15 protein-coding genes are annotated in these 17779 nt (G+C 72.6%); 6 read left to right on the forward strand and 9 right to left on the reverse strand.

Annotated features, from left to right (window positions below; genetic code table 11):
- Positions 1-32: 32 nt before the first annotated feature.
- Positions 33-377, forward strand: a complete 345-nt coding sequence (locus ACF073_RS13555) for a winged helix-turn-helix transcriptional regulator (protein ID WP_392069432.1) — start codon at positions 33-35, stop codon at positions 375-377.
- 3 nt (positions 378-380) lie between these two features.
- On the opposite strand, the gene ACF073_RS13560 is transcribed toward ACF073_RS13555, so the two are convergent.
- From ACF073_RS13560 to ACF073_RS13570, 3 genes are all read right to left on the reverse strand, one after another.
- A complete protein-coding gene (locus tag ACF073_RS13560; RefSeq protein WP_392069434.1) occupies positions 381-1034 on the reverse strand; it encodes a class F sortase in 654 nt (217 codons plus the stop codon).
- A 122-nt stretch (positions 1035-1156) separates the two neighbouring features.
- Positions 1157-1663, reverse strand: a complete 507-nt coding sequence (locus ACF073_RS13565) for a hypothetical protein (RefSeq protein WP_392069435.1) — start codon at positions 1661-1663, stop codon at positions 1157-1159.
- Between the two features lie 334 nt (positions 1664-1997).
- Positions 1998-3647 carry a M4 family metallopeptidase gene (locus tag ACF073_RS13570; protein ID WP_392069438.1) on the reverse strand — a complete coding sequence of 550 codons (1650 nt, stop codon included), beginning with the start codon at positions 3645-3647 and terminating at the stop codon, positions 1998-2000.
- 136 nt (positions 3648-3783) lie between these two features.
- On the opposite strand from ACF073_RS13570, the gene ACF073_RS13575 reads away from it, so the two are divergent.
- Positions 3784-4212 (forward strand): gamma-glutamylcyclotransferase family protein, encoded by a 429-nt coding sequence (locus ACF073_RS13575; protein WP_392069440.1) that lies wholly within the window; start codon positions 3784-3786, stop codon positions 4210-4212.
- 1 nt (position 4213) lies between these two features.
- Here the strand turns inward: ACF073_RS13575 and ACF073_RS13580 are convergent, their stop codons facing one another.
- A complete protein-coding gene (locus ACF073_RS13580) occupies positions 4214-5038 on the reverse strand; it encodes an arylamine N-acetyltransferase (RefSeq protein ID WP_392069442.1) in 825 nt (274 codons plus the stop codon).
- 318 nt (positions 5039-5356) lie between these two features.
- Complete coding sequence (locus tag ACF073_RS13585) at positions 5357-6037, reverse strand: vancomycin high temperature exclusion protein (RefSeq protein WP_392069444.1); 681 nt, start codon at positions 6035-6037, stop codon at positions 5357-5359.
- Positions 6038-6286: 249 nt separating this feature from the next.
- Between ACF073_RS13585 and ACF073_RS13590 the strand changes: the two genes are divergently transcribed.
- The 3 genes from ACF073_RS13590 (at position 6287) to dnaG (ending at position 10898) form a co-directional block, all read left to right on the forward strand.
- Positions 6287-7561 (forward strand): deoxyguanosinetriphosphate triphosphohydrolase, encoded by a 1275-nt coding sequence (locus tag ACF073_RS13590; protein WP_392069445.1) that lies wholly within the window; start codon positions 6287-6289, stop codon positions 7559-7561.
- Positions 7562-7665: 104 nt separating this feature from the next.
- Positions 7666-8940 (forward strand): NAD(P)/FAD-dependent oxidoreductase, encoded by a 1275-nt coding sequence (locus ACF073_RS13595; protein ID WP_392069447.1) that lies wholly within the window; start codon positions 7666-7668, stop codon positions 8938-8940.
- A 47-nt stretch (positions 8941-8987) separates the two neighbouring features.
- Entirely contained in the window at positions 8988-10898 is a 1911-nt protein-coding gene (gene dnaG, locus ACF073_RS13600) for a DNA primase (protein WP_392069449.1), read from the forward strand.
- Between the two features lie 21 nt (positions 10899-10919).
- Here dnaG and ACF073_RS13605 read toward each other — a convergent pair whose 3' ends face one another.
- Both ACF073_RS13605 and ACF073_RS13610 read right to left on the reverse strand, forming a co-directional pair.
- The gene (locus ACF073_RS13605; RefSeq protein ID WP_392069451.1) at positions 10920-11918 is read right to left on the reverse strand and encodes a nucleotidyl transferase AbiEii/AbiGii toxin family protein; all 999 of its coding nucleotides are present in this window, start codon (positions 11916-11918) and stop codon (positions 10920-10922) included.
- Positions 11915-12535: a hypothetical protein gene (locus ACF073_RS13610; RefSeq protein ID WP_392069453.1), complete on the reverse strand. Its 621-nt coding sequence runs from the start codon at positions 12533-12535 to the stop codon at positions 11915-11917. The genes ACF073_RS13605 and ACF073_RS13610 overlap by 4 nt, the downstream gene beginning before the upstream one ends.
- 233 nt (positions 12536-12768) lie before the next feature.
- On the opposite strand from ACF073_RS13610, the gene ACF073_RS13615 reads away from it, so the two are divergent.
- Complete coding sequence (locus tag ACF073_RS13615) at positions 12769-14019, forward strand: RNA polymerase sigma factor (RefSeq protein ID WP_392069455.1); 1251 nt, start codon at positions 12769-12771, stop codon at positions 14017-14019.
- 49 nt (positions 14020-14068) lie between these two features.
- On the opposite strand, the gene ACF073_RS13620 is transcribed toward ACF073_RS13615, so the two are convergent.
- Entirely contained in the window at positions 14069-15994 is a 1926-nt protein-coding gene (locus ACF073_RS13620; protein WP_392069457.1) for an ABC transporter ATP-binding protein, read from the reverse strand.
- A complete protein-coding gene (locus tag ACF073_RS13625; protein WP_392069459.1) occupies positions 15994-17727 on the reverse strand; it encodes an ABC transporter ATP-binding protein in 1734 nt (577 codons plus the stop codon). The genes ACF073_RS13620 and ACF073_RS13625 overlap by 1 nt, the downstream gene beginning before the upstream one ends.
- Positions 17728-17779 lie beyond the last annotated feature (52 nt).

Below are 17779 nucleotides of genomic sequence, written 5' to 3' on the forward strand. Positions count from 1 at the left end.
AGGAAAGGGTGCAGGCCGGAGGGGGACTGAGCATGCCGGTGGGACGGCGGCCCGGGGCGTACGTCTGCGGGACCGACGCGGCGATGGAGATCATCGACGGCAAGTGGAAGGTGTCGATCCTGTGGGCGCTCGGCGAACGCGTCTGCCGCTTCGGCGAGCTGCGCAGGCTGCTGCCGGGCGTCACGGAGAAGGTGCTCGCCGCGCAGCTGCGCGAACTGGAGGCCGACGGGATCGTGCACCGCGAGGAGTACGACGAGGTGCCGCCGCGGGTCGAGTACTCGCTGACCGGGGTCGGCAGACAGCTGAACGAGGCGCTGGCGCCGCTCGGGGCGTGGGGCGCACGCCATGTGCTGGGCGGGGAGCCGGCGCCGCACTGAGCCTCACCGGCTGCCCGTCAGATGGGCGAACACCACCACGTTGCCCTGGTAGCCGGTGGTCTTCGAGTAGCCGCCGCCGCACGTGATGACGCGGAGTTCGGGGCGGGGCGCCGCGCCGTACACCTTGGCGTCCGGGAAGTCGCGCGCGGAGTACACCTCCACCGCGTCCACGGTGAAGACGGCGACGGTGCCGTCCCGGCGGTCCACCTCGATACGGGCGCCCCGCTTCAGCGCGCCGAGGTCGTAGAAGACGGCGGGGCCGTCGGCGTTGTCGACGTGTCCGGCGACGATCGCGGTGCCCGTCTCGCCGGGGGTGGTGCCCGCCTCGTACCAGCCGGCCAGGTTCATCTCCTTGGCGGGCGGTGCGTCCAGGCTGCCGGAGGGGGTGAGGGCCAGGCCCGTCAGGGGCGCGTTCACCCGGATCGCGGGGACGCGGATGCGCAGGGGCGGGGACGGGGGGAGACCGGGGGCCGCGGAGCGTCCGCCGCCGGGATCGAAACGGCCCTCGGCGGCCGTCGGCTGCGGTGGCCTGTGCGGTCCGGTGCCGTCCAGCAGCCACACCCCCGAACCGAGGGCCACGACGGTGACGGCGGCTATGGCGGCGTCGCCGAGCCGGGCGCTCCGGCCGCGCCCGGCCCCCGAGGCGCTCCTGCGCATACGAGACCCCTCTCCCGGAGAACCCCCCTGCAAGGTCCCCTCCCCCTCCGGGCCGCGAGGGGCGTCGGACCCGGAGGGGGCGGGATGTGCGGTACCGGCGGACGGACAGCGGAGGGTGTCCGTCAGATCCCGTCGCCTCTCGCCCGGCGATGCAGGAGCCAGGTACCGCCCGCGGCGGCGACGGCCAGCGCCGCCACACCCGCCGCGGTCTGTACGGGGTCGCGGTCGAGTCCGCCGCCGACCCCCGTCTTCACGCTTCCCCGCGGCTGCACCTGCTGTGCCGCGGTCAGTGCCACCACCAGATCGCCCGCCACCTGCCGGTCGCCCTCGGCGCACTTGGCGAGGATCTCGTACGTCCCCGGCTGTGCGCTCGGCGGCACCTGGAACTGGCCGATGGCCTCGCCCTCGTGCGCGGTGGGCGCCAGGGTGAAGACGCCGGCGCCGACCGCGCCCGCGTCCCCGGTCGCGGCGCCCGGATCGCCGCACGCGGCCGTGTTCACCGTGACCTGGCCGCCGGGTGTCACGGTGGACGGGTACACGTCCAGACGGCCGGTGTCGACGGCGTGGGCGGGTGCCGCGGCGGCCACGGCGAGCGCGGTACCGGCCAGCAGACGGGCAGTGCGTCGCATGGTGCTCCCCAGAGCTTGTCCGACTCGTCCAGGGGTGCGCCCCTGCCCTTCCGAGGTAAGTGGCTCCGGGCGGTGTCCGCTTGCTGAGAGAACGTCAGGACTGCGGTGAACGGGTGGCGGCCCCGCCACCCGCACGGGCTAGGAGGCGTGGCGTTCCGGCAGGTCAAGGGCGGGAACGGGGACACCGGAAGACAGTGGTACGAAAAACACACGAATGGCGCGGCGATACCGGTGAACGGGTGACGGGACGTCAGCCCGCCGGCTCCGGGACGGTCGCGCACGGGAGAGGGCCGGCGCCCGTCCGGGGCGCCGGCCCTCCGCTGTCCCCGGGTGGTCAGCTGACGTTGACCGCGCTCCAGGCGGCGGCCACCGCGGCGTACTCCGCGCTGCCCGCGCCGTAGAGGTCCTTGGCCGCGCTGAGGGTCGCCGTCCGCGCCCCCTTGTAGTTCGTCGACGAGGTCATGTAGACCGTCAGCGCCCGGTACCAGATCTTGCCGACCTTGTCCCGGCCGATGCCGGTGACCGTGGAGCCGTCGGACGTCGGCGAGTCGTAGTCGACGCCGTTGACGGTCTTCGCGCCGCTGCCCTCGGCGAGCAGGTAGGCGAAGTGGTTGGCGACGCCGGAGGAGTAGTGCACGTCCAGGTTCCCGACCGACGAGCTCCAGTAGTCCGCCGAACTGCCGTCCCTGGAGGGCTTGTCCATGAAGCGCAGGGCCGCCTTGCCGAAGCCGGGCTTCACGATCTTCTCGCCGATGAGGTAGTCACCGGTGTCGGAGGAGTTGTTCGCGTACCACTCGACCATGGTGCCGAGGATGTCGGAGGTGGCCTCGTTCAGGCCGCCGGACTCGCCCGAGTAGGTCAGCGCGGCCGTCTTGGACGTCACGCCGTGCGACATCTCGTGCCCGGCGACGTCGAGGGCGACCAGCGGACCGAACGTGGTGCCGTCCCCGTCGCCGTACGTCATGCAGAAGCAACTGTCGTCCCAGAAGGCGTTGTTGTAGTTGCTTCCGTAGTGGACGCGGTTGTACGAGCCCTTGCCGTCACCGGCGATGCCGTTGCGGCCGTGGACGTTCTTGTAGTAGTCCCAGGTCTCGTCGGTGCCGTACTGGGCGTCGACGGCGGCCGAGGCGCGGTCCGCCGTGGTGCCCGTGCCCCAGTGGTTGTCGGCGTCCGTGAACAGGGTCGCGGGGGCCCGGCTGATGCAGATGCCGAAGATGCACAGGTCCGTCTTGCCCGCCGCGTCACCGGTGTAGGTGTTCCCGCGGGTCGGGTCCTTGAGCTGGTACGACGCCCCGGACTGGGTGGTCTCCAGCGGCACCGTCCCGCTGTACAGCGACTTTCCGTCGCCGGCGGCCGTCTCGATGCTGTCCCAGGCGTCGATCTGCGCCCCGGTGCGCGCGTCGGTCAGCACGGTCCGGGCGACGGGGTTGCCGAGCGAGTCGAGGCCGGCGGCGTTGGTGCGCCACACCAGCCTGGGGCTGCCGTGCAGGGCGTCGACCACCAGCTCCGGCTTGGCCTTGACCTGCCCCAGCCGGTCGCCGGGGTCGGCCGCGCGCAGCGCGTTCAGCGCGAGCCGCGCGGCCTTGGGCGCGGAGACCTCCGGGGTGACGGAGGGCACGGAGACCTTCCGGCGGGTGGCGCGGTCGGCGCCGCGGTAGGCGCCGTCCGCCGCCAGGTGGACGACGAAGTCGCCGCCCAGGACCGGGAGTCCGCGGTAGGTGCGGTCGTAGCGGACGTGCTGGGTGCCGTCCTTGTCCACGATCACGTCCCGGACGCTGGTGTCCTGGGCCGGGGCGAGGCCCAGGGCCGTGGCGTGGGCCAGGAGTGCCGAGGCCGCGTTCTCGATCGCGGCGGCCCGGGTCGGTCTGCCGTCGGCGTGGGCGGCGGGGGAGAGGCTGAGGGCCAGCAGGGTCGCGGTGGTGAGGGCGACACCGGCGGTGGCTGTACGACGGGTTCCTCGGACGTGGTGCCGTATCCGGCTCATCTGTCTCCTCGGGAAGGCGCCAGGCTAGGCGTGGGGGTGGCGCTGATGCCCGAGATTTAAGTGGCCATGACATGTCATGTCCATAGCCTCTTTGCGGAGATGTGTGGGGAGCGGGCGAGGGTAGAGAATCGTTTCCGTGATCGCCGAGGACCTCTGCCCGCTGCCCTTCTTCGTCTACGGCACGCTCCGCCCCGGCGAGGCGAACCACGATCTGCTCCTGCGCGGCCGCACCCTCGCCGAGGAACCGGGACACCTCGCCGGCGCCGCGCTGTACGACGGCCCCGGCTACCCCTACGCCGTCGAGGAACCCGGCGCGACGGTGCGCGGGGAGCTGGTGACCGCCCGGCCCGAGGCGTACGAGGAACTGCTCGCCGCGCTCGACCGGCTGGAGGAGTACGCGCCGGGCGACCCCCGCAGCCTCTACGAGCGCACCGCCCGGGACGTCGTACGCGCCGCCGGCGGCACCGTGCGGGCCTGGGTCTACCTGGCCGCCCCGCGCGTCGCCGCCCGGCTGCGCCACGCCGGCACCCGCATCGCGGGCGGCGACTGGCTCGACCGGCGCTGACTCAGCCCAGCAGGGCCAGCCCGGCGGGCACCTCGATGCCGAACTCCTCGGCCGCCACGCGCCGCGCCTCGGCCTCCCCGGTCAGCGTGCGCTCGGTCACCGTGCCGTCGGCCAGGGTCTCGGTGAACAGGGCGCCGTCCAGGGCGAGATGGCGCTCGGCGGTGGTCCGCTGCAGATAGGGGCGGCGGGTGAACGGGGAGCGCGGGTGGGTGCCCACGAACCAGTTGAAGACCTCGAAGTCGGGCGCGGCGAACGGTTCGAGGGTGAACGCGTACTGGCCGGCCCACTCCCCGTCGCGCCGCTCGTACGCCTGCAACTCCCACAGCTCCAGCGGCCCTTCGTGGGAGAGCGGGGTCAGCCGGTGCCGGCGGCCCGCGCCCTCGAACTCGGTGCCGGTCACCAGCGGCACCGGCAGCAGCAGCGCGCCGGACGCCCCGAAGCCGACGTCCGCGAGATACGGCCCCTCCTCCGTCTCGACCTGGAGCATCGCGTGCGTACGCGGACGGCTCTCCGGTGTCCGCGCGCCCACCGTCACCCGGGCGGCCAGCGCGGTCACCCGGAGGCCGAGCGCCTCCAGTGCCAGCCGGAGCAGGGTGTTGTGCTCGTAGCAGTAGCCCCCGCGCCGGCCGTGGATCATCTTGGCCAGCAGGTCGGCGGGGTCGAGGGAGGGGGCCGAGCCCCGCAGCGGGTCCAGGTTCTCGAAGGGCAGCGACAGCGCGTGCGCGAGATGCACACCCCGCAGGGTGGCCAGGTCGGCGCGGCGCTCGCCCTTCCAGCCGATGCGGTCGAGATAGGCGTCGAGGTCGTACTGCTCGGTGTCGGACATGCCTTCGAACCTACGCGAGCCGCCCCGCCCGCACCGCGTACGGCGGACGGAACAGCGCTACGCCTCTGGCCCTAGGCCCCCACGGGCACCGCGCGGGCGGCGGACCCGGCGGCCCTGGGGGCACCCCGGCTCACTGCGGGGCGGGGTACGGGGGGCAGGGGCGGGCCCCGACGTGTGCGTCCCGGCCGCCGGTGTGCGCCTGCCGAGCCGGGCGCCGGGCCGCCTCCTCGGCCGCGCCCGCCGTGAGGCGGCGCCCTCGCGGTTACCGGTGGTGTCCGCCGTCGGGCGCCCGCCGCCGCCGTGCGGCGGCCGGACCCCTCACCGTCCGGCCGCCAGTGCTCGCGACACCCCCGGCTCCTTGGGGCCGAGGAATCGCGGGTCCGGGCGGAACACCGCGTCGAGCGCGGCCTTGCCCGCCGCGAAGATCTCGCGCGTCCCGCCGTAGTACCAGGTCGTGTCGTGCACGGCGTCGACCCCGACCCCGTAGGAGTCCACCCCCGCCGCCTCGCACAGCGCCACCGCCCGCCGGATGTGGAAGCCCTGGCTGATCAGCACCGCCCGGTCCACCCCGAAGATCTTCTTGGCCCGGACGCAGGAGTCCCAGGTGTCGAACCCGGCGTAGTCGCTGACGATCCGCGCGTCCGGCACCCCGTGCCGGGTGAGGTACGCGCGCATGGCGTCGGGCTCGTCGTAGTCCTCCCGGCTGTTGTCCCCGGTGACCAGGACGACCTCGATCCGCCCCTCGCGGTACAGCCCGGCCGCCGCGTCCAGCCGGTGGGCCAGGTACGGCGACGGCTCGTCCCCCTTCCACAGCCCGGCCCCGAACACCATCGCGACCTCGGTACGCGGCACGTCCGCGCTCGTGCGCAGCCGGTCCGCCGTGGACACGTACAGCCAGGTCACCGGCAGCAGGCCCAGCACGCACGCGGCCATCACGGCCTGCACCAGCCGCCGCTGCCCGGTGCGCGTCCGCGGCCACCGCGGTCGACGGATCCTCATACGGCCCCCCAGAGATGGCTTCCGACCAAGGAGGACGTCACCGGAACCCTTCCGGTTCGCCTCACACTCCGTGTCCGCCCCCGGCGACGGCACGGAAGGCGCCCCGGCCGCGACCACGTCCCGCCCCTCCTCGGCCGAGGCCGCCATGTGAAACGGGACATCCCCCGAGCCGTGGGCTCGGCCGGCCCCAACGCACCCGCCGCCGACCCGGAACCGAACGCGGCGGGCGACTGGGATTACTGTCGCATCATGGAAGGCGCCGCACTCACCACCGCATATGACCCGACCTCCGTCGAACGCTGGGCCCCCGAGCCCGACAAACGCCCAGGCCGCACCGCCTTCCAGCGCGACCGGGCCCGGATCCTGCACTCGGCCGCCCTGCGCCGGCTCGCCGGCAAGACCCAGGTCGTCACCCCGGGCACCCGCAGCCCCGCCTGGGACGCCACCCCCCGCACCCGCCTCACCCACTCCCTCGAATGCGCCCAGGTCGGCCGGGAGCTGGGCGCGGCCCTCGGCTGCGACCCCGACCTGGTGGAGGCCGCCTGCCTCTCCCACGACCTCGGCCACCCGCCCTTCGGCCACAACGGCGAAACCGCGCTGAACGAGTTCGCCGACGACTGCGGCGGCTTCGAGGGCAACGCCCAGTCCCTCAGGCTCCTCACCCGCATCGAGCCCAAGCGCTTCACCGAGGAGCGGTCCGTCGGCCTCAACCTGACCCGCGCCACCCTCGACGCCGCCACCAAGTACCCCTGGCGGCGCGGCACGCACCCCACCGACCCGGCCTCCCGGAAGTTCGGCGTGTACGAGGACGACCGCCCGGTCTTCGACTGGGTCCGGGCGCACGCCCCCGGCACCCGCACCTGCTTCGAGGCCCAGGTCATGGACTGGGCGGACGACGTCGCCTACTCGGTGCACGACGTCGAGGACGGCCTGCACGCCGGCCACGTCGACCCCAACTGCCTGCACGCCGAACCCGAGCGGCAGGCGGTGTTCGAGGTCGCCGTCGGCCGGTACGTCCCCGCGGACACCGCCCCCGCCGAGCTGGCCGCGGCCCTCGACCGCCTCCAGGACGAGGACTGGTGGCCGCACGGCTACGACGGCACCGCGGGCGCCCAGGCCCGTCTGAAGGACGCCACCAGCCAGCTCATCGGCCGTTTCTGCCTGGCCGCCGAGACCGCGACACGCGCCGCGTACGGCACGGGCCGGCTCACCCGCTACGGCGCCGAGCTGGTCGTACCCCGCGAGGCCCGGATGGAGTGCGCGGTCCTCAAGGCGGTCGCCGACCGCTATGTGATGCAGCGCGCCGAGCAGGAGCAGCTCCGCGCCGACCAGCGGGTGATCGTCGCGGAGCTGGCCGAGGCGCTCACCGTCCGCGCGCCCGACGGACTCGAACCCCAGTTCCGGGCGCTGTTCGACGCGGCGGGCGACGACCGGGCGCGCAAGCGGGTGATCGTCGACCAGATCGCCTCGCTCACCGACGCCTCGGCCCTCTCCCTGCACGACAGACTGACGGGGCATATGTGAGAGGTACGTGACCCGCCGTGGCCTGATCGGGTCACTCCCTCTTCCCGCAGCACGCCGCGTGCGGGACGCTCGCATGTGGCGACACCCTTACGAGGAGGCATCAAGTGGTCGACGCGGATCAGACGTTCGTCATCGTCGGAGGAGGTCTCGCCGGCGCCAAGGCGGCCGAGACGCTCCGGGCGGAGGGCTTCACCGGCCGGGTGATACTGATCTGCGACGAACGCGACCACCCCTACGAGCGGCCGCCGCTGTCCAAGGGCTATCTGCTCGGCAAGGAGGAGCGGGACAGCGTCTTCGTGCACGAGCCCGCCTGGTACGCGCGAAACGACATCGAGCTGCACCTCGGCCAGACCGTGGACCGCGTCGACCGCACGGCGAAGACCGTCCGCTTCGGCGACGACGGCACGATCGTCCGCTACGACAAGCTGCTGCTGGTCACCGGCGCCGAACCGCGCCGCCTCGACGTCCCCGGCACCGACCTGGCGGGCGTCCACCACCTGCGCCGGCTCGCGCACGCCGAGCGGCTCAAGGGCGTCCTGCAGCACCTCGGCCGGGACAACGGGCACCTCGTGATCGCCGGCGCCGGCTGGATCGGCCTGGAGGTCGCGGCGGCGGCCCGGGAGTACGGTGCCGAGGTCACGGTGATCGAGCCGGAGCCGACCCCGCTGTACGGCGCCCTCGGCCCCGAGCTGGGCAACGTCTTCCGCGAGCTGCACCGCGAGCACGGCGTCCGCTTCCACTTCGGCGCCCGGCTCACCGAGATCGTCGGCCAGGACGGCATGGTCCTCGCGGTCCGCACGGACGACGGCGAGGAGCACCCGGCGCACGACGTCCTCGCCGCCATCGGAGCCGCGCCGAGGACCGCGCTCGCCGAGGCGGCGGGCCTGGAGATCGCCGACCGGGCGCACGGCGGCGGCATCGTGGTGGACGAACGGCTGCGCACCTCCGACCCCGACATCCACGCGGCCGGTGACGTGGCGAGCTTCCCGCTCGCCCGGCTCGCCCGGTTCGACACCCGGGTGCGCGTGGAGCACTGGGCGAACGCCCTGAACGGCGGCCCGGCCGCGGCCCGCGCGATGCTCGGCAGGGACGTGGTCTACGACCGGGTGCCGTACTTCTTCACCGACCAGTACGACCTGGGGATGGAGTACAGCGGCTGGGCGCCGCCCGGGTCGTACGACGAGGTGGTGATCCGGGGCGACGCGGGCAAGCGGGAGTTCATCGCGTTCTGGCTGCGGGAAGCCAGGGTGCTGGCCGGGATGAACGTGAACGTGTGGGATGTCACAGAACAGATCCAGAACCTCATCCGTTCCGGGGCCCGGGTGAACACCGAGGCACTCGCGGCGCCCCACGTCCCCCTCGACAGCCTCGTCCCCTGACCCCCGCGCGCACCGGCACTGCCCCGGCACCCCCGTAGAATTCACCCGTGGCAGGACGGATCAACGACGAGGACGTGAAGGCGGTACGGGACGCGGTCCCGATCGACGCCGTGGTCTCCGAGTACCTCCAGCTGCGCAACGCGGGCGGCGGCAACCTCAAGGGCCTGTGCCCGTTCCACGACGAGAAGTCGCCGTCCTTCCAGGTCAGCCCGAGCAAGGGACTCTTCCACTGCTTCGGCTGCCAGGAGGGCGGCGACACCATCACCTTCGTCATGAAGGTGGACCACCTCTCCTTCTCGGAGGCGGTGGAGCGCCTCGCCGCCCAGGCCGGCATCACCCTGCGGTACGAGGAGGGCGGGTACAACCCGGCCCACCAGCGCGGCGAGCGCATCCGCCTGGTCGAGGCACACAAGATCGCCGCCCAGTGGTACGCGGAGCAGCTCGCCACGGGCCCCGAGGCCGAGACCGGCCGGATCTTCCTCGCCGAGCGCGGCTTCGACCAGGCCGCCGCCGTCCACTTCGGCGTCGGCTACAGCCCCCAGGGCTGGGACCACCTCACCCGCTATCTGCGCGGCAAGGGCTTCACCGACAAGGAACTGATCCTCTCCGGCCTCTCCCAGGAAGGCCGCCGCGGCCCCATCGACCGGTTCCGCGGGCGGCTGATGTGGCCGATCCGCGACATCGGCGGCGAGGTCGTCGGCTTCGGCGCCCGCAAGCTGTACGAGGCGGACACCGGCCCGAAGTACCTCAACACCCCCGACACGGCGATCTACCGGAAGAGCCAGGTGCTGTACGGCATCGACCTGGCGAAGAAGGAGATCGCCAAGAGCAGCCGGGCCGTCGTCGTCGAGGGCTACACCGACGTCATGGCCTGCCATCTGGCCGGTGTGACGACGGCCATCGCCACCTGCGGTACGGCCTTCGGCGCCGACCACATCAAGATCCTGCGCCGGCTCCTGATGGACAACGGCTCGGCCCGCGTGATCTTCACCTTCGACGGCGACGCGGCCGGCCAGAAGGCCGCCCTGCGCGCCTTCGAGGACGACCAGAAGTTCGCCGCCGAGACGTACATCGCCATCGCCCCCGACGGCATGGACCCGTGCGACCTCAGGCTGGCCAAGGGCGACGAGGCGGTCGCCGACCTGGCGGAACCCCGCACGCCCCTGTTCGAGTTCGCGCTGCGCCAGATCGTGCTCCGCTACGACCTGGACACCCCGGCGGGCCGCGCCGCCGCCCTGGACGAGGCCGCCCCGATCGTCGCCCGGATCAAGAACAGCGGCGCCCAGCACGAGGTCGCCGTGGAACTGGCCGGCATGCTCGGCATCCTCGACACCCAGTTCGTGGTCCGCCGGGTCGCCCAGCTGGCCCGCTGGGCCCGGGACCGCGGCGGCAAGGGCGGCCCGCAGCAGGACCGCTCGCGCGGCGCGGAGCAGCAGTGGGCGGGGGCCGCGCCCCGCGCCGCCTCCGGCCCGGCGCTGACCCTGCGCAATCCCGTCTACGCCGCCGAGCGCGAACTGCTCAAACTCGCCCTGCAGCGGCCCGAGCTGGTCTCCCCGGCCTTCGACGCCTACGGCATGGACGAGTTCACCGCGCCGCCCTACGCCGCCGTGCGCCAGGCGATCGCGGAGGCGGGCGGCGCCGAGTCCGGCGTCCAGGACGCGCAGGAGTACCTGGTCCGGGTCCGCGAGGCCGCGCCCGACGACGCCGTCCGCGCCATGGTCACCGAACTGGCCGTCGAGCCGATCCTGCGCCGCTCGGTGGACGAGACCTACGCCGGCACGGTCCTGGTCCAGATCCGCCGCCGCGCGGTCGAGCGCCGCATCCACGACATCCAGTTCCAGATGACCCGCCTGTCCACCGGCGGCGACCCGGCCCAACTGGCGGCCGTACAGAACGAGATGTGGGTCCTGCAGCAGTACGACCAGTCGCTGCGGGCGCGGGGCGCCGAAGCGCTGTAGCGGCGGCCCCGCGCGGGCCGGTCACCCGGCGGGCGCGGCCCCGGCCCGGAAGGTCGGGCCCACCGCGCGGACCAGCCGGTCCGCGAACTCCCGCGCCCGGCCGCCGAACCGCGGGTACTCGGTGACGAAGTGGTCCCACTCGACCCACTCCGCCGCCCGCTCCACGTCCGCGAGGGTGATCTCCGCGCGGTGCCGGCCGGCCAGGGTCTCGCTGCCCGAGAGCCGGAAGGCGCGCAGCAGCAGGTCGTAGGGGAGGGCGTGGCGTTCGGCCAGCAGCACGGCGTCGTAGAGGTCCTTGCCCTGCGGGTGCGCGTCGTCGATCAGCCACATGAGCTTCCAGGCCAGCGAGAGCGCGGGCGTGGCCGCGAGCAGCACGCCCCCGCCCGGCAGCTCCACCGGCTCCGGCTCCCGCGCGGGACGCTCGTTGAAGACGAAGTCGAGCTGGACGTGCCCGCCGGGCAGGCCGGGTGCCGACCAGGGCAGGACCATCCGGCGGCCGGGCACCCGGTCGTAGGTCCAGATGTCCTCCACGACCGCGTCCCGCGCCGAGAAGGAGACCTCGCCCGGACGCGCCTGGGCGGCCCGCGCGATGCCGTCGAGCATCCGGGCCGTGCGCTCCTCCTCGATGCTCCAGCTCTCCGGTACGACGACGAAGTCCAGGTCACCGGGTTCGCGGGCGGCCGGACCGAACCACAGCGCCATCAGCACGCTGCCGCGCAGCAGCAGCGAACCGGCCCATGGTGAACCGGCCGTCGCGGCCAGGACCGTGTCGAGGGCCCGGCGCCTGGCCGTGTGCCAGGCGGCGCCGCGCTCCGGGTCGGCGAAGACCGGGTCGGTGGCCCGGTACGCGTTCTGGTACTGCTTGAGCGCGGGCTCGAAGACGGGCCGCTGGGTCACGTCGGCGCCGGGCACCGGGGCCAGGGTGCGCGGCAGGTCGTTCGCCCGCCGGGTCGCCTCGTCCAGCGGCCCGTGCGGGATCTCCTCGCTGCGCCATCCGAAGCTCTCCCACGTCCCGCTCATCCGTGCCCCTCCCGTTCCTCGATCCACCCGTCGTCCACGGACTCGTCGCTGTCGTACAGCACGAACTCCCGCTCCACGTCCAGCACCTCCAGCCCGTCCAGGCCGGCCAGCAGACGCTCCAGCGCCCGTCCGGCCTCCGCGGCGCGAACGCCCCGGCAGCGCTGTGTCACGAACCGCTCGTGCCGCCCGTCCCCGCCCACCCGGCGGGCGTTCCACGACAGGTGCGCGCCGTGCGGGACGACCCGGGCGGCCAGCGCGCCGAGGTCCGTGTCCGGGTCGAGCAGCAGCTTCACATGGTGCTCGAAATACCGGCCGTCGTCCCCGCACGGCCCGGCCGGGACCTCCGGCGCCCAGGGCACCGACTCGGTCTTCACCCGGACCGGTGCGAACCCGGCCGACCGCAGCCGGGCCGCCGTCGCGGCGGCCCGCGCCGACTGCTCGGCGTACGACCCGGAGCCGGCCAGCGTGAGCATCGGCTGCTCCCGCATCCGGCCGCGGGCCAGCACGATGTGCGTCAGCTTCAGCCCGGCCGCGCCCGCCCAGCCGCGCAGCCGCTCCGCCTCGGCGCGGTCGGCGCAGCGGACGGTCACATGGGTTTCGTACAGAAGTCCGGACATCCGCCGGATCATCGCAGATCAGAGCGGAGGGACGCGCCCGGATTCCCGACCCGGACCACCAGCCGGTCACGGAACGGATGCAAAAAGTCACCGCACGCCCCTCGTGGCGGGGTTGTGTCGTACCCCACACTGAGGGCGGTGCCCGAGTCCTCGGAGCGCAGGCCGTCGACTCTCCGCTCCCGAAGTACCGCTGCCGCACACCTTCAGCAGCGATCATCCTGGAGGTCGCCCCCGTGCAGACCCAGACCCTCACTCAGACCGACAGCACCACCAGCACCACCAGCGCCACGAGCACCACCAGCGCCACGAGCACCGCCAGCGCCACGAGCACCACCAGCGCCACGAGCACCACCGGCACCGCCGCTGACGAGCCGGACGCGGAGACGGACGTCCTCGTGGCCGTGCCCCCGCAGAGCCGTGCCGGCGCGCACCCGGAGACCGCGGCCGGCGACCCGGCGGAACCGCCCGCCGAGGCCCTCGCGGAGGAAGCCGGGGAGGGCGACGCCCCCGCGGAGATCGACGAGGCCGCCGAGCCCGTCGGGAGGCGGGCCGCGGCCCGAGCCGACTCCGCCGGGCCCTCGGCCGATCTCTTCCGCCAGTACCTGCGCGAGATCGGCCGCATCCCGCTGCTCACCGCGGCCGAGGAGGTGGACCTCGCCCGCCGGGTGGAGGCCGGCCTCTTCGCGGAGGAGAAGCTCGGCAGCACCCCCGACCTGGACAGCGAGCTGGCGCTCGACCTCGACCGGCTCGTCGTCATGGGCCGGATGGCCAAGCGCCGGCTCATCGAGGCGAACCTACGGCTCGTGGTGTCCGTCGCCAAGCGGTACGTCGGCCGCGGCCTGACCATGCTCGACCTGGTCCAGGAGGGCAACCTCGGCCTGATCCGGGCCGTGGAGAAGTTCGACTACGCGCGCGGCTACAAGTTCTCCACGTACGCCACCTGGTGGATCCGCCAGGCCATGTCCCGCGCCCTGGCCGACCAGGCCCGCACCATCCGGGTCCCGGTCCATGTGGTGGAGCTGATCAACCGGGTCGTCCGCGTCCAGCGCCGGATGCTCCAGGAACGCGGCCACGAACCCTCGGCCGAGGAGGTCGCCGCCCAGCTCGACCTGCTGCCCGAGCGGGTCGGCGAGGTGCTGCGCCTGGCCCAGGAACCGGTGTCGCTGCACGCCCCGGTCGGCGAGGAGGACGATGTCGCCCTCGGTGACCTCATCGAGGACGGCGACGCCGCGAGCCCGGTCGAATCGGCGGCGTTCCTGCTGCTGCGCGAGCACCTGGAGGCGGTGCTGTCCACGCTGGGGGAGCGCGAGCGGAAGGTCGTCCAGCTCCGCTACGGCCTGGCCGACGGCCGCCCGCGCACCCTGGAGGAGATAGGCCGCATCTTCGGGGTGACCCGCGAGCGGATACGGCAGATCGAGTCCAAGACCCTCAACAAGCTCAGGGACCACGCCTTCGCCGACCAGCTGCGGGGCTATCTGGACTGAGCATCGGGGTGCCGCCGTCGGCGGTGGCACCCCGATGCCCGGCAACCGCTCAGTCCACCTCGGCCACCGCCTGCGCGAACTGGGCCTTGTACAGCCGGGCGTACGCCCCGTCGGCCGCCAACAGCTCCGTGTGCGCGCCCTGTTCGACGATGGAACCGTTCTCCATCACGAGGATCGTGTCCGCGTCCCGGATCGTGGAGAGCCGGTGCGCGATCACGAACGACGTACGGCCGGACGCCAGCTTGGCCATCGCCTTCTGGATCAGCACCTCGGTCCGGGTGTCGACGGAGCTGGTCGCCTCGTCGAGCACCAGGATCGTGGGGTCGGAGAGGAACGCCCGCGCGATGGTGATCAGCTGCTTCTCACCGGCGCTGACGCCCGTGCCCTCGTCGTCGAGCACGGTGTCGTACCCGTCGGGGAGCGTACGGACGAAGCGGTCCGCGTGCGCGGCCCGCGCCGCCTCCTCGATCTCGCCGCGCGTGACCTCGCGCGCGGCGCCGTACGCGATGTTCTCCGCGATGGTGCCGCCGAACAGCCAGGTGTCCTGGAGCACCATGCCGATCCCGGAGCGCAGTTCGTCCCGGGACATCTTCCGGATGTCCACGCCGTCCAGAGTGATCCGGCCGCCGGAGACGTCGTAGAACCGCATCAGCAGGTTCACCAGCGTGGTCTTGCCCGCGCCGGTCGGGCCGACGATCGCCACCGTGTGCCCCGGCTCCACCGTGAGCGACAGGTCCTCGATCAGCGGCTTCTCCGGGTCGTACCGGAAGGACACCTGCTCCAGGCGCACCCGTCCGCGCAGCTCGGCCGGCCGCTCGCCCGGCACCGGGTCCGCCTCCTGCTCCTCGGCGTCGAGGAGTTCGAAGACCCGCTCGGCCGAGGCGACGCCCGACTGCACCAGGTTCGCCATCGACGCGATCTGCGTCAGCGGCATGGAGAACTGCCGCGAGTACTGGACGAACGCCTGGACGTCACCGATGGACAGGGAGCCGGAAGCGACCCGCAGGCCGCCGACGACCGCCACCAGCACATAGTTCAGGTTCGACACGAACATCATCAGCGGCTGCATGACACCGCTGTTGAACTGCGCCCTGAACCCGGCCTCGTACAGCGCCTCGTTCTGCTCGGCGAACTGCTGCGCCGACTCCTCCTGCCGCCCGAACACCTTCACCAGGGTGTGCCCGGTGTACATCTCCTCGATGTGGGCGTTCAGCTTGCCGGTGGTGCGCCACTGCTGCACGAAGTGCGGCTGCGAGCGCTTGCCCACCCGGGTGGCGACCACGAACGACAGCGGCACGGTGACGAGCGCGACCAGCGCCAGCAGCCAGGAGACCCAGAACATCATCGCGAGCACGCCGACGACGGTCAGCACGGAGTTGATCAGCTGGCCCATCGACTGCTGGAGCGTCTGCCCGATGTTGTCGATGTCGTTCGTCGCCCGGGACAGCACCTCACCGCGCTGGCGCTTGTCGAAGTACGACAGCGGCAGCCGCGACAGCTTCGTCTGCACGTCCTCGCGCAGCCGGTACATCGTGCGGTTCACGGCCCGGTTGACCAGCCGGGTCGCGATCGCCATCAGCAGACCCGCGACCAGGAACGTGCCGAGCGCGAGGAGCAGGACATCGCCGACGGCACCGAAGTCGATGCCCTTGCCGGGGGTGAAGTCGGTGCCCCCCAGCATGTCCGCCATCCGGCCCTGGCCGCGCTCGCGCATCGAGTCGAGCACCTGGTCCTTGGTGGCACCGGCCGGCATCCCCCGGCCGATGATGCCGGAGAACACCAGGTCGGTGGCCCTGCCGAGGATCTTCGGGCCGACCACGTTCAGGCCCACGCTGACCACCACGCACAGCAGCAGGCCGTAGATCGTGAGCCGCTCCGGGTGGAACCGGGCGACGAGCCGCCTGCCCGACGCCTTGAAGTCCATCGAGCGCTGGTCGGGTCCCTGCGCCATCATGCGTCCCATGGGACCGGCCATCAGGCGGCCTCCGCTTCCGTCAGCTGGGAGAGCACGATCTCCCGGTAGGTCTCGTTGGCCGCCATCAGCTCGGAGTGCCGGCCGGAGCCGACCACCCGGCCCTCGTCCAGCACGATGATCCGGTCCGCCTCCCGGATGGTCGCCACCCGCTGGGCGACGATGACGACGGTCGCCTCGGCGGTCTCCCGGGACAGCGCGGCGCGCAGGGCCGCGTCGGTGGCGTAGTCGAGCGCCGAGAAGGAGTCGTCGAAGAGGTAGATCTCCGGGCGCTGCACCAGCGTGCGCGCGATGGCGAGCCGCTGCCGCTGACCGCCGGAGACGTTCGTACCGCCCTGCGCGATCGGCGCGTCGAGGCCGCCCTCCAGCTTCCGCACGAAGTCCTTGGCCTGCGCCACCTCCAGCGCGTGCCACAGCTCCTCGTCGGTGGCGTCCGGGTTGCCGTAGCGCAGGTTGGTGGCGACGGTGCCCGCGAACAGGTACGGCTTCTGCGGCACCAGCCCGACCGTCCTGGCGAGCAGTCCCGGCTCGACCTGCCGGACGTCCGTGCCGTCCACCAGGACCTCGCCGTCGGTGGCGTCGAAGAGCCGGGGGACGAGCCCGAGCAGCGTGGACTTGCCGCTGCCGGTGGAGCCGATCACGGCGGTCGTCTCGCCCGGCCGGGCCACCAGGTCGATGGACTTCAGCACGGCCTCCTCGGCACCCGGGTAGCGGAAGCCCGCGCCCCGGATCTCCAGGTGCCCGTGCGCGCGCAGCTCCGTGACCGGGGCCGTCGGCGGTACGACGCTCGACGAGGTGTCCAGGACCTCCTGGACGCGCTCGGCGCAGACCTCCGCGCGCGGCACCATCATGAACATGAAGGTGGCCATCATCACGGACATGACGATCTGCATCAGATAGGCGAGGAACGCGGTCAGGTCGCCGATGGCCATGCCGCCGCTCTCGATCCGGTGGGCGCCGAACCACACCACCGCGATGGACGACAGGTTCACCACCGTCATGACGATCGGGAACATCAGCGCGAGCATCCGGCCGGTGGCCAGCTGCATCTCGGTCAGCTCGGCGTTGGCCCCGCCGAACCGGCCCTTCTCGTACTCGTCGCGGACGAAGGCGCGGATCACCCGGTTGCCGGTGATCTGCTCGCGCAGCACCCGGTTCACCGTGTCCAGCCGGACCTGCATCGACCGGAACAGCGGGCGCAGCCGGCGCACGATCAGCGTCACGGAGATGCCGAGGACCGGCACGACCGCGACCAGCACCCCGGACAGCGGCACGTCCAGACCGAGCGCCAGCACGATGCCGCCCACGCACATGATGGGCGCCGACACCATCAGGGTGAACGTCATCAGGGCCAGCATCTGGATCTGCTGGACGTCGTTCGTCGTACGGGTGATGAGCGAGGGCGCACCGAAGTGACCGACCTCACGCGCGGAGAAGGACTGCACCCGGTCGAAGACGGCACCCCGCACGTCCCGGCCGAGCGCGGAGGCGGTCCGGGCGCCGTAGTACACGGCACCGATGTTGCACACGACCTGAGCGAGCGAGATGCCGATCATCAGGGCACCGAAGGACAGGATGTAGCCCGTGTCACCCTTCACCACACCGTTGTCGATGATGTCCGCGTTCAGAGTGGGCAGGTAGAGGGTGGCGCAGGTCTGCAGGAGCTGCAGCAGCACCAGAAGGGCGATGGGTTTCTTGTAGGGCCTGAGATAGGTCCGCAGAAGTCGTATGAGCACGCTACGTCTCTCGGAGTCGGCGACAGGGGCAGGAACGGTTGCCCCTGGCCCC

The organism is Streptomyces sp. NPDC015171 (genome assembly GCF_043079545.1).
Classification (GTDB): Bacteria; Actinomycetota; Actinomycetes; order Streptomycetales; family Streptomycetaceae; genus Streptomyces.

Coding starts and splice junctions, on each gene's coding strand:
- ACF073_RS13555 (WP_392069432.1), top strand. CDS start 33: ATGCCGGTGGGACGGCGGCCCGGGGCGTACGTCTGCGGGACCGACGCG.
- ACF073_RS13560 (WP_392069434.1), bottom strand. CDS start 1,034: ATGCGCAGGAGCGCCTCGGGGGCCGGGCGCGGCCGGAGCGCCCGGCTC.
- ACF073_RS13565 (WP_392069435.1), bottom strand. CDS start 1,663: ATGCGACGCACTGCCCGTCTGCTGGCCGGTACCGCGCTCGCCGTGGCC.
- ACF073_RS13570 (WP_392069438.1), bottom strand. CDS start 3,647: ATGAGCCGGATACGGCACCACGTCCGAGGAACCCGTCGTACAGCCACC.
- ACF073_RS13580 (WP_392069442.1), bottom strand. CDS start 5,038: ATGTCCGACACCGAGCAGTACGACCTCGACGCCTATCTCGACCGCATC.
- ACF073_RS13585 (WP_392069444.1), bottom strand. CDS start 6,037: ATGAGGATCCGTCGACCGCGGTGGCCGCGGACGCGCACCGGGCAGCGG.
- ACF073_RS13590 (WP_392069445.1), top strand. CDS start 6,287: ATGGAAGGCGCCGCACTCACCACCGCATATGACCCGACCTCCGTCGAA.
- ACF073_RS13605 (WP_392069451.1), bottom strand. CDS start 11,918: ATGAGCGGGACGTGGGAGAGCTTCGGATGGCGCAGCGAGGAGATCCCG.
- ACF073_RS13610 (WP_392069453.1), bottom strand. CDS start 12,535: ATGTCCGGACTTCTGTACGAAACCCATGTGACCGTCCGCTGCGCCGAC.
- ACF073_RS13620 (WP_392069457.1), bottom strand. CDS start 15,994: ATGGCCGGTCCCATGGGACGCATGATGGCGCAGGGACCCGACCAGCGC.